The sequence below is a fragment of the Burkholderia sp. KCJ3K979 genome, from assembly GCF_016759955.1.
GTDB lineage: Bacteria > Pseudomonadota > Gammaproteobacteria > Burkholderiales > Burkholderiaceae > Burkholderia > Burkholderia orbicola.
In genome coordinates this window covers 19,542-30,541 of the sequence record NZ_JACFYV010000070.1, presented here as the reverse complement: position 1 = coordinate 30,541, position 11,000 = coordinate 19,542, and the positions used below count along the sequence as shown (strand labels likewise).

Annotated in this window: 12 protein-coding genes; 3 read left to right on the top strand and 9 right to left on the bottom strand. The window is 69.3% G+C overall.

Translation table 11 applies throughout. From position 1 onward, the window contains the following. From H3O04_RS17195 to H3O04_RS17180, 4 genes are all read right to left on the bottom strand, one after another. Positions 1–422 (bottom strand): ExbD/TolR family protein (locus H3O04_RS17195; protein WP_202588116.1); only part of this gene is annotated, 422 nt, incomplete at its 3' end. Between the two features lie 24 nt (positions 423–446). Then, the gene (locus H3O04_RS17190; protein WP_023478171.1) at positions 447–1,115 is read right to left on the bottom strand and encodes a MotA/TolQ/ExbB proton channel family protein; all 669 of its coding nucleotides are present in this window, start codon (positions 1,113–1,115) and stop codon (positions 447–449) included. A gap of 18 nt (positions 1,116–1,133) precedes the next feature. Continuing rightward, positions 1,134–1,931, bottom strand: a complete 798-nt coding sequence (gene dapB / locus H3O04_RS17185) for a 4-hydroxy-tetrahydrodipicolinate reductase (protein WP_124476088.1) — start codon at positions 1,929–1,931, stop codon at positions 1,134–1,136. A 65-nt stretch (positions 1,932–1,996) separates the two neighbouring features. Beyond that, positions 1,997–2,803, bottom strand: a complete 807-nt coding sequence (locus tag H3O04_RS17180) for an outer membrane protein assembly factor BamE (RefSeq protein ID WP_011544567.1) — start codon at positions 2,801–2,803, stop codon at positions 1,997–1,999. Between the two features lie 141 nt (positions 2,804–2,944). Here H3O04_RS17180 and fur point away from each other — a divergent pair, with 141 nt between their 5' ends. Continuing rightward, positions 2,945–3,373: a ferric iron uptake transcriptional regulator gene (gene fur / locus H3O04_RS17175; protein WP_006400349.1), complete on the top strand. Its 429-nt coding sequence runs from the start codon at positions 2,945–2,947 to the stop codon at positions 3,371–3,373. Positions 3,374–3,466: 93 nt separating this feature from the next. Here fur and H3O04_RS17170 read toward each other — a convergent pair whose 3' ends face one another. The 3 genes from H3O04_RS17170 to H3O04_RS17160 all read right to left on the bottom strand — a co-directional run bounded on the left by H3O04_RS17170 (position 3,467) and on the right by H3O04_RS17160 (position 6,446). Continuing rightward, a complete protein-coding gene (locus H3O04_RS17170) occupies positions 3,467–4,000 on the bottom strand; it encodes an ureidoglycolate lyase (protein WP_124476087.1) in 534 nt (177 codons plus the stop codon). A 14-nt stretch (positions 4,001–4,014) separates the two neighbouring features. Further along, positions 4,015–5,022 (bottom strand): allantoicase, encoded by a 1,008-nt coding sequence (gene alc / locus H3O04_RS17165; RefSeq protein WP_104012445.1) that lies wholly within the window; start codon positions 5,020–5,022, stop codon positions 4,015–4,017. A gap of 104 nt (positions 5,023–5,126) precedes the next feature. Then, a complete protein-coding gene (locus H3O04_RS17160) occupies positions 5,127–6,446 on the bottom strand; it encodes a C4-dicarboxylate transporter DctA (RefSeq protein WP_124677516.1) in 1,320 nt (439 codons plus the stop codon). Between the two features lie 212 nt (positions 6,447–6,658). Between H3O04_RS17160 and H3O04_RS17155 the strand changes: the two genes are divergently transcribed. Continuing rightward, on the top strand, positions 6,659–7,381 hold the full coding sequence (locus tag H3O04_RS17155; protein ID WP_012327888.1) for a FadR/GntR family transcriptional regulator: 723 nt from the start codon (positions 6,659–6,661) through the stop codon (positions 7,379–7,381). Positions 7,382–7,423: 42 nt separating this feature from the next. Here H3O04_RS17155 and cynR read toward each other — a convergent pair whose 3' ends face one another. Then, a complete protein-coding gene (gene cynR / locus H3O04_RS17150; RefSeq protein WP_043887120.1) occupies positions 7,424–8,314 on the bottom strand; it encodes a transcriptional regulator CynR in 891 nt (296 codons plus the stop codon). Between the two features lie 291 nt (positions 8,315–8,605). Here cynR and H3O04_RS17145 point away from each other — a divergent pair, with 291 nt between their 5' ends. Next, positions 8,606–9,805, top strand: a complete 1,200-nt coding sequence (locus H3O04_RS17145) for an MFS transporter (RefSeq protein WP_175788492.1) — start codon at positions 8,606–8,608, stop codon at positions 9,803–9,805. Between the two features lie 133 nt (positions 9,806–9,938). Here H3O04_RS17145 and H3O04_RS17140 read toward each other — a convergent pair whose 3' ends face one another. Beyond that, positions 9,939–10,997, bottom strand: a complete 1,059-nt coding sequence (locus tag H3O04_RS17140; RefSeq protein ID WP_202588115.1) for an L-idonate 5-dehydrogenase — start codon at positions 10,995–10,997, stop codon at positions 9,939–9,941. Positions 10,998–11,000 lie beyond the last annotated feature (3 nt).

Sequence of the window (11,000 nt, the reverse complement as noted above, 5' to 3'; positions counted from 1 at the left end):
GCACCCGCCGGCGGCACGTCGGTCACGAAGCCGATCCGCGTGAGGCCTGCGGCCTGCGCGGCGCCCATCACCTGCGCGATCACGTCGTAGCGCGTCGCGCGCGACGCACGCAGCCGCAGCTCGGGCGGCGCGGCGCCCGCGGCGGCGGCCTTGAACCGCGCGGGCAGCGCGTCGAGCGCCACCGGTGCGTCGTCCCAGTAGAGCTTGCCCGCGTCGTCGATCGACAGGGTGACGGATTGCGGCGTGTCGCGCGCGACACTCGCCGCGACCTTTGGCAGGTCGAGCCGGATCGCGTGCGTCATCAGCGGCGCGGTGATGATGAAGATGACGAGCAGCACGAGCATCACGTCGATCAGCGGCGTCATGTTGATCTCCGCCATCGGCGCGGACGTCTTGTGGTGCTCGAGCCCGCCGAATGCCATGGTCGTTCCTCCGGAGCCGGCGCGTCAGGCGCCCTGCGCGCACACGAAGACGTGCAGATCGCGTGCGAAGCCGTCGAGTTCCTCGGCGAGTTGCCGGACGAGCCGGCCGAGGATGTTGTACGCGAGCACCGCGGGAATCGCGACGACCAGCCCGAACGCGGTCATGATCAGCGCCTCGCCGACCGGCCCCGCGACGTTCTCGATCTGCGCCTGCCCGCTCGCGGCGATGCTGCCGAGTGCGTGATAGATGCCCCATACGGTGCCGAGCAGCCCGACGAACGGCGCGGTGCTGCCGATCGACGCAAGCAGCACCTGGCCGAATTCGAGGCGCCGCTGCGAGCGCAGCATCGCGTGACGCAACGCGCGCAGCACGCGTTCGCTACGCTCGACGCGCGCGGCCAGCGCGGTGGGGTCGTGGTCGTCGGCCGCATCGCGCGCGGCTTCGGCGAGCGGCACGAACACGCGCTCGCGATCGGCGCCGGCCAGCGCGGCGATACCCGCGTCGAGCGACGGCGCGCGCCAGAACGCGGCAAGCGCGCGCGGCCCCTGCCGCTTCGCGCGGACCAGCAGCCAGGCTTTCATGAAGAGGAAGCACCAGCTGGCGACCGACATCGCCAGCAGCACATAGGAGACGGCGTGCGTGATCGCATCGCCGCTTTCGAGGTAGTGGACAACGCCGGTGGGAATCGCCATCGGAGTTTCCTCGCGGTGTCAGCGCAGGCCGAGCACGTCCTGCATGTCGAACAGGCCGGCGCCGCGCGCCGACAGGAAGCGCACCGCACGCAACGCGCCCTGCGCGTACGACACGCGGCTCGACGACTTGTGCGTGATCTCGATGCGCTCGCCGATCCCGGCGAACAGCACGGTGTGGTCGCCGACGATGTCGCCGCCGCGCACCGCGGCAAAGCCGATCGACGACGGGTCGCGCTCGCCCGTCACGCCGTGGCGGCCGTACACCGCGCAGTCGTCGAGCGAGCGGCCGAGCGCGCCGGCGACGGCTTCGCCCATCATCAGCGCGGTGCCCGACGGCGCATCGACCTTGTGGCGGTGATGCGCTTCGATGATCTCGATGTCGTAGCCGTGCGAGAAATGCTGCGCCGCGAATTCGAGCAGCTTCAGCGTGACGTTCACGCCGACGCTCATGTTCGCCGCGAACACGATGCCGATCTTCGCCGCCGCGCCCTGCAGTTCGGCCTTCTGCTCGGCGGTGAAGCCGGTCGTGCCGATCACGAGCTTCACGTCGTGGCGCAGCGCGGCCTCGATATGGGCCATCGTGCCTTCCGGACGCGTGAAATCGATCAGGTACTCGGCCTGCGCGAACACGGCGTCGAGGTCGTCGGTCAGCTTGATCCCGGTGTCCTTGCCGAGGAACGCGCCGGCGTCCTGCCCGAGGAACGGCGAACCGGCGCGGTCGAGCGCGCCGACGAGCTGCGCGTCGGCATCGTTGAGAACGGCTTCGATCAGCATCCGGCCCATTCGGCCCGATGCGCCGGCAATCGCAATCTTCATGGCTTTCTACACGACAAGTCTAAAGGCGGGCGGCGCATGCCGCCCCGTTTCCGCACGCCGGCCGCTTACTGCGCCGGTGCGGTGAGCGGCTGGTTCTGCAGGTTGTCCGAGCCTTGCGGGCCGACCGGCGGCGACGCTTCGTTCGACACGTTCGGCTGCGGCGGACGATGGAACTGGAACTGCGGCTGGATCGCCGGCGCGGCGCCCGGCGGCTGCCCACCCGGCACCGGCGCGCCGCCCGAAGCCTGCGCAGCCGGCGTGAACCGGCGCGAACCCGAACCCTGCCCCGACACCTGGTTGGTCGCGCGGTTCGCCGCGCGCGCCGCCTGGGCGTTCGCATCCTGGTCGACCACCGCGCCGGACGCCGGCACCGTGGCCGGGCTCGCGGCAGCGGCAGCCTGCGCAGCGCTTGCGGCGCTCGCGGCCGCAGCGGCTTCGGAAGCCTTCTTCGCCGCGGCAGCGGCCTTCGCCTTCTTGCCGCCGCGATCGCCGTCGATGTCGGCCAGCAGGTCGAGTTCGGACGGCAGGTTGTCGGCGCCGGTCCAGCTCGCGACGCGATCGCCGGAGAAGTTGACCACGAGGTCACGCTGCTGGACGATCGACGTCGAGCCGCGCTTGAAGTAGAAGAGGTAATCCCAGCGATCCGCGTGGAACATGTCCGCCAGCAGCGGCGTGCCGAGCAGCGCGCGGACCTGCTCGCGCGTCATGCCGGCCTGCAACTGTGCGGCTTTCTCCTGCGACACGAAGTTGCCCTGCACGACGGTGATCCGATACGGCGTGATGCTCTGCGCAATGCGCTGCGTCACGCTGTCGTACGACGAACAACCCGCCAGCGCGACAACGGCGGCGGCAGCGATGATGGCACTCCGCATGCGACTCCTCTGAAAGTGCGAAAGCGATTCTGGGATCATTTCCTTCACCGTGCTGGCCCGCGTGCAGGCCGCGCGTATATCTGGAACGGCGAAAAGCCGGTAACATTGAAGCCCTGCATTGTACTCTAGGGATGCCTAGCCATGACCAATCCGACGGATCTCAAGAATATCGGGCTAAAGGCCACCCTACCGCGCCTCAAGATTCTCGAGATCTTCCAGCAGAGCCCCGTGCGCCACCTGACGGCCGAAGACGTCTACCGCAACCTGCTCAACGAGCAGCTCGACATCGGGCTCGCCACCGTCTACCGCGTGCTGACGCAGTTCGAGCAGGCCGGCCTGCTGTCGCGCAGCAACTTCGAATCCGGCAAGGCGGTGTTCGAGCTGAACGAAGGTTCGCACCACGACCACCTCGTGTGCCTCGATTGCGGCCGCGTCGAGGAATTCTTCGACGCCGAGATCGAGAGCCGCCAGCAGGCGATCGCGAAGGAGCGCGGCTTCCGGCTCCAGGAGCATTCGCTCGCGATGTACGGTTCGTGCACGACCGAGAACTGTCCGCACCGCAAGCACTGAAGCGCGCCACCCGTACACGCAGCACGGCCCGGCCGGCATCTCGCCGCCCGGGCCGTGTGCTTTTTCGGCGCGCCTGCCGCGCGCCCGGCATGCTTACGAAAGCCCTTCGGCGTCCGCGCAGGCCGGCTCGAAATCGAGCGCCCACGCGCGTTCCAGCGGGATCTCGTCGCAGTTCGGCTGCGGGCCGCCGCGATCGACGATCACGAAATCGCTGACCGTGTCGAGCGCGAGCAGCGGATGGTGCCAGACGCCCTTCGCATAATTGACGCCCTGCCAGCCCTCGGCCAGGAACGCGCGCATCGCGTCGGGCCGGAATTCGCCGGCCGGCGCGACGACGATCGCGTAGCGCGACACGGCGGCCAGCGGGATGAACGCCTGGCTGCCGTGCGGATGACGCTCCATCAGCGTGACCGCGACCGGCAACGCGCGCGGCTGCGCGCGAAACACGCTGACGAGCGGCCGGCCGCCGTCCGCGCAGACGTCGATCGTCGCGAGATCGTGAAAGCGCTCGGTCGTGCCGCCGTTGATCGGGAAATGCCGCGCGCCTTCGAGCGCGATCACGTCGCCGAACGGCGCGAACGCTTCGCGGGTCAGGCGCTCGACGCGCAGGATCGGAGTTCCGCTCATGCCGCTGCCCTCCTTCAAGCCGGCTCGCCCCACAGACGCAGGCGCGACACGCCGCCGTCCGGGAAGATGTTGAAGCGCACGTGCGTGACGGGGCCGAGCGCCGCGAGCGCGTCGAACGTGTGGACGTGGTCCATCTGCAGCTTCTGCTCGCCGAGCAGTTCGGCCCAGAACATCGCCTGCGTGACGAGCGAATCGTCGGTGCCGCCCGTGACGTGCGCGGCCTGCAGCGAGCAGCGGTCGGGGAAATTGCCCTTGAAGAACGCCGTGTCGACCTCGACGCGCCGGATGATGCCCGGCCGCGCGAGCGCGACGATCGCCCAGTCGTTGCCGGGCTCGCGGCGGCGCCGCGTTTCCCAGCCGTCGCCCATGTTCACGCCGCGCCCCGGCATCAGCATCTGCGACGCCGGGCCGAAGTGCTGGTTGTTCGCGGCCACCAGATAACCGCCGTTCTCGATCGCCGCGAGATCGACGAGCTCGCCGGCCGGCACGTGGCGCCAGTCGCGCTGCGGCTGGCCGTACACGCGCAGCCGCGCGAGCCCGCCGTCCGGGTACAGGTTCACGCGCAGGTGCGTGACCGGCCGCGCGTCGTCGACGCTCACGTAGTGATGCGAATTGCCCTGCAGCGTCGTCGCGGGAACGATCGTGCGCCATTCGGCATCGTCCGGCGGCGTGTCGCCGTCCACCGCGCAGGCCTCGATCGACGCGGCCGGCGGGAAGTTGCCGGTGAAGTGGCTCGTATCGAGATCGACGCCGTAAATCACGCCCGGCCGCGCCAGACGCACCACGCAGAAGTCGTGGCCGGTCGTGCGCTTGCGGCGCGTTTCCCAGCCGTCCATCCATTTGCCGTGGTCGTCGTACTTGCCGGGAATGAACACGGCCGGCTCGGGATTGAGCATGCGCTCCTTCGGCGCGAAGAATTCGTCGCTGGCGAAGAGCGCCTGCGCGCCCAGGCGCGGATCGGCGAGGTTCATGTAGCGCCGCGTGAAAGCCGGCGCGTTCGGATCGAGGATGGGGGCTGCCATGTCGTCTCCATTATTTTGAGAAGCGCCGGCGCGTCATCACGCCGGTCGCAGGAAATTCGGTCGCGCGAGGCGGCCGGGGAAGCCGCGCCGCGCGCGTGTCGGGTTCAGAGCGCGTGGGCCTGATCGCCCGCGACCGGGGCGGCGCCGCCCGGCACATCGGCCACGTAGCGCAGCTCGCGGTTCAGCACGCGCTTCGCGCGGGCACGGTCGATGTCGTTCTCCCACACCGCGACCACCACCGTCGCGACACAGTTGCCGATCAGGTTGGTCAGCGCGCGGGCGATGCCGACGAACCAGTCGACCGGCAGGATCAGCACGAGGCCGAGCACCGGAATCGCGGGGATCGCCGACAGCGTCGCCGCGAGAATCACGATCGCCGAGCCGGGGATGCCGTGCGCGCCCTTCGACGTGACGAGCGACACGAGCAGCACGACGATCAGGTCGTGCGTGGACAGCGGCGTGTTGGTGGCCTGCGCGATGAACAGCACGGCGAGCGTCAGGTAGATCGAGAAGCCGTCGAGGTTGAACGAATAGCCGGTCGGGATCACGAGGCCGACCGTCGAATCCTTGATCCCCATGTATTCGAGCTTGCTCATCACCTGCGGCAGCACCGCGTCCGACGACGCCGTGCCGAGCACGATCGACAGTTCCTCGCGCAGGTAGCGGATCAGCTTGAACACCGAGAAGCCCGCGAGCCGCATCACCGCGCCGAGCACGACCGTGACGAACACGAAGCAGCTCAGGTAGAACACCGCGACCAGATAGCCGAGCTGCTTGAGCGACGCGACGCCGTACTTGCCGGTCGTGAACGCGATCGCGCCGAGCACGCCGAGCGGCGCGAGCTTGATGATGAAGCCGATGATCTTGAAGAACACGTGCGACAGCTCCTCGATCAGGCTGTTCACGCGCTGCGCCTTGTCGCCGAGCAGCGACAGCGCGGAGCCGAACAGCACCGCGAACACGAGGATCTGCAGGATGTCGCCCTTCGCGAACGCGTCGATCGCGGTCTCGGGGATGATCTTCATCAGGTAGCCGGCCGTGTCCTTCAGGCTTTCGGCGTTCTTCGCGTACGTCGACAGCGATGCCGCGTCGAGCGAGCGCAGGTCGATGTTCATCCCGACGCCCGGGCGCGTGACCCACGCGAGCACGAGCCCGATGCCGAGCGCGAGCGTCGTCATCACCTCGAAGTAGACGACGGCCTTCAGGCCGACCCGGCCGACCTTCTTCAGATCGCCCGCATTGGCCATTCCGCTGACCACGACGCAGAACACGATCGGGCCGATCACCATCTTGATCAGCTTCAGGAATCCGTCGCCGAGCGGTCGTAGCGACTCGGCGAAGTGCGGGAAGAACGCGCCGAGCGCGACCCCCAGTATCAATGCGACGACTACCCGGCCAAACAGCGAATTGAGGAATTTCGACACGGCGCTCTCCCGATCCAACGGTTGCAGTTTCGTCTGTTCATACTGGTAAGACCAGTGATGTTATGGTGGATAGTAGGAAGCCGATATAGTGGCGTCAAGGACCGACAAAATAGGGATTTCCCGCCCCTGTGCGCTCCTTTGCGGCGCCCCGCCAAGGGGCAGATCGTGGCTTTCCCGTAGCGCGGTCATGCACCGCCCGCGTGCGGATTACAATGCCGGTCAGACCGGCCATCGTTCACATCATGAAAAACGTTCCGCATACCGTGACCGACGCCGCCATCGCGACGATCCGCGACCGGATCGAGGCAGGCGTCTATCCGGTCGGCAGCCTGCTGCCGGCCCAGCGCCAGCTCTCCGAGGAGCTGGAGATCAGCCGCGCGTCGCTGCGCGAGGCCCTGTCGACGCTCGAGGCGCTCGGGATGCTGCGCATCCGCGCGGGCAAGGGCGTGTACGTCGAAAGCGCGCAGGCGTCCGCCGCGCATCCGTGGCAATTCGCCGAGCAGTCGTCCCCGCCCGATACGTACCAGATGCGCTATGCGCTCGAGGGCTTCGCCGCGCGGATGGCCGCGCACGTCGTCAGCGACGAAGACATCGCGTGGTTCGAGGACAATCTCGCCGACCTGCACGTCGCGCTGACCGAAAGCGCGCTCGACGAGGCATCGCGGCTCGATTTCGACTTCCACATGCGGATCATCCATCTGGCCGGCAACGCGGCGATCGAATCGATCCTGCGCAGCAGCGCGGACATCATGAAGGAAAGCCAGCGCATGCCGTTCTACCGGCGCGAACTGCTGCTGTCGACGTGGCACGAGCACCGCGCGATCGTCGACGCGCTGATCGCGCGCGATGCGGCCGCGGCCGGCACCGCGATCGAAACGCACATCGCGAACGCGGCGCAGCGCGCGGGCGTCTTCTTTCCGACGCCCGGCGCGTAATCCTCCCGCGCCGCCGCCCGGCCTTTCGCCCGGCCGGTCCGGTCACCGTTCCGACGGATCGCGATACGCGAGCACGCGCTCGATGAATGCGCGCGCCGCGACGCTGCGGTACGCGCCCTTGCGCGTGAGCAGCGCGGCCGTGCGCGTCGGCAACGGCGGATCGATCTCCAGCGCGCACAGGTCGCCGCTCTCGCGCGCGACCGCGTCGGGCAGCACCGTCGCGAGCCGGCCGCGCCGCACGAGTTCCAGCACCGAAGTAACCGTATTCGTCTCGATCGCGACCAACGGCCGCGCGCCGTGCTCGACGAAATACCGGTCGATGCGCTCGCGCGTCGCGAACGCGCGGCTCAGCAGCACCAGCGGCTCGCCGCCGAGCTCGGCCGGCGTGAGCGCACGGCGACGGCGCGCGAGACGATGCGTGCGGCCCGTCACCAGCGCGAGCGGCTCGTCCCACAGCGGCAGCGCTTCGATGTCCGGCGCACGCGGTGGCATGAACGCGAAGCCGGCGTCGAGCCGGTCGTCGGCGAGCAACGCCTCGATGCGCTCCTGCGGCATCGCGTCGATCGTCAGCGCGATGTTCGGATGGTCGGCATGGAATGCGTCGATCAGCGAGCCGCTCAGGTAGGCCGCGAAAGTCGGCATCATCGCGAGCCGCAACGAGCCGCTGCCAAGCTCGGCGACGTCGTGCAGCGCGCGCTGCCCGGTATCGAGCGCGTGCAGGGCGGCGCGCGCATGGCGTGCATAGACCTCGCCGAATTCGGTGAGCTGCACCGTGCGGCCCGAGCGGTCGAACAGCTGCACACCGAGCGTGTCCTCGAGCTGACGGATCTGCTGCGACAGCGTCGGCTGCGACACGTGCAGCGCGTCGGCCGCGCGCGTGAAACTGCGCTGCTCGGCGACGGCAAGGAAATAGCGGATGTGGCGGAGAAGCATCGCGGCCAACGTATTGGTTTTGCCAATGGAGACTATAACGATCCAGTCTTGGACGCTATGAGTCGATGCCCGCATCATACGCACATCCGCTTCCGTGCAACGCCGCTGCCGGCGCACCGGAGCGGCACGCCCGGGCCTGCCCTGCCTCCGCCCGCCCGAACCGGGTTCGGCCGCGATCCGCCCGGCGCGCATCGGCTCACCGCCGATCCGTCGACGCCGGCCCCGATTTCCGTCACCCCGCGCAGCCGACGGCCCCGTGCCGCCGGCCCGCGCCGCCGTTTTTTCGCGACCATGGAACCGCATCACGACAATCACCCTCCCCTTACCCGCGGCATGACGCTGCTGTTCGCGTGCGCGTGCGGCATCGTCATCGGCAACATCTACTACGCGCAGCCGCTGCTCGCCGCGATCGCGCACAGCTTCGGCCGCGCGCCGACCGAACTCGGCTATCTCGTCACGCTGACGCAGCTCGGCTATGCGGCCAGCCTGCTGCTGATCGTCCCGCTCGGCGACGCGGTCAACCGCCATACGCTGATCGTGCGGCTGCTGATGCTCAACGTCGTCGCGCTGGTCGCGGTCACGTTCAGCACGAACTTCACGATGTTCGTCGTCGCGAACGTCGCGGTCGGCTTCGTCACCTGTTCGACGCAGCTGCTCGTGCCGTTCGCGGCGTCGCTCGCCGATGCCCGCTCGCGCGGCCGCGCGGTCGGCACCGTGATGAGCGGACTCCTGCTCGGCATCCTGCTCGCGCGCGTCGCGGCCGGCGCGATCGCCGACGGGTTCGGCTGGCGGGCGGTGTACGGCATCGCCGCGGCGATGGTGCTCGCGCTGACCGTCGTGCTCGCCGTGAAGCTGCCGAAGGATCGCCGCGACGCGCGCGTCGACTATCCGGCGCTGATGAAGTCGCTCGTCGCGCTGGTGCGCGCGCAGCCGCTGATCGCGCTGCGCTCGACCTACGGCGCGCTCGTGTTCGCGTGCTTCAGCCTGTTGTGGACCGGCCTCACGTTCCTGCTGAGCCAGCCGCCGTACAGCTACTCCGAAGGACAGATCGGCCTGTTCGGCATCGTCGGCGCGGTCGGTGCGCTCGCGGCGACGTCGGCCGGCCGGCTCGTCGATCGCGGCCACGGCAATGCGGCGACCGGCCTGTTCGCGGCGGCCGTGCTCGGCTCGTTCGCGCTGATCGCGACCGGCGCGCATTCGCTCGCGGCGCTGATCGCCGGCATCCTGCTGCTCGACGTCGGCGTGCAGGGCATGCACATCTCGAACCAGAGCGTGATCTATGCGCTCGCCGGCCAGGCGCGCAGCCGCGTGACGACGATCTACCTGACGAGCTACTTCATCGGCGGCGCGCTCGGCTCGTTCGCGGCAAGCGTCGCGTACGGCCTCGACGGCTGGCGCGGCGTGTGTATCGCGGGTGCGGCGCTATCGGGCGTGCTGATCGCGCTGTGGCTCGCGTCGCAGCGCGTCGGCTCGCGGCAGGTCACGCAGTGAGGCGGTAGACCGGCGGTCCGGCAATCCGGCGATCCGTTTGCGCCGCACGACGAAAAAGGCACGCACCGCGCATCGCGGGCGTGCCTTTTTGCCGGGGGCGTCGCTGCCGTCGCGACGCGCTAGCGCCGCACCGTCACACGGCCTCGCTCACGAAATCGATCAGCACCTTCATCGCACGCTGGCGGTCGCCCGCCAGTTCGAATGCGAGGTTCGCGTCGCGCATCGGGAACACGCGCGTGACGGCCGGCCGCAGGTCGACGCGCCCCGCGTTGATCAACTGCACCGCGAGCGCGAATTCCGCGTGGAACCGGAACGAGCCGCAGATCGACAGTTCCTTCGCGACCACCACGTTCTGCGGCAGGCTCACGTCGCCGCCCAGCCCGAGCTGCACGACGACGCCGCGCGGACGCATCACGTCCAGCCCGTCGCGCAGCGCGCGCGCATTGCCCGAACACTCGATCATCACGTCGAACGTGCCCTTGTCGGCGCCGTAGCGCTCGACCCAGCCGGCATCGGCCGCCGCATTGATCGTGCGGTCCGCGCCGAGCGCGCTCGCCACGGCCAGCGGCGCGTCGACGACGTCGGTCGCGACGATCTCCGCCGCGCCGTGCACGCGCGCCGCCGCGACCGCCAGCACGCCGATCGGCCCGCACCCCGACACGAGCACCCGCTTGCCGATCAGCGGGCCCGCGCGCGACACCGCATGCAGCCCGACCGCGAACGGCTCGGCGAGCGCCGCGAGCGACAGCGGCACGTGATCGGCGACCTTCACGCACTGCACCGCGTCGCACACGAGCGCGTTGCGGAACGCGCCCTGCACGTGCGGCATCCGCATCGCGCTGCCGTAGAAGCGCATGTCGAGACACTGGTTCGGCAGCCCTTCGAGACAGTAGCGGCACGCGCCGCACGGCCGGCTCGGATTGACCGCGACGCGATCGCCGACCTTCACCGACGTCACGTCCGGCGCCACTTCCGCGACCGTGCCGGCGACCTCGTGGCCGAGCACCATCGGCTGCTGCAGGCGGATCGCGCCGAAGCCGCCATGCCGGAAGTAATGCAGGTCGGAGCCGCAGATGCCGCCCATCGCGACGTCGACGCGCACCTGGCCCGGGCCGATCTCGTCCGCGTCCTGCTCCTCGACCCGCAGGTCGTTCGGCCCGTGGATCACCACACACATGCAACGCAACCGCATGAC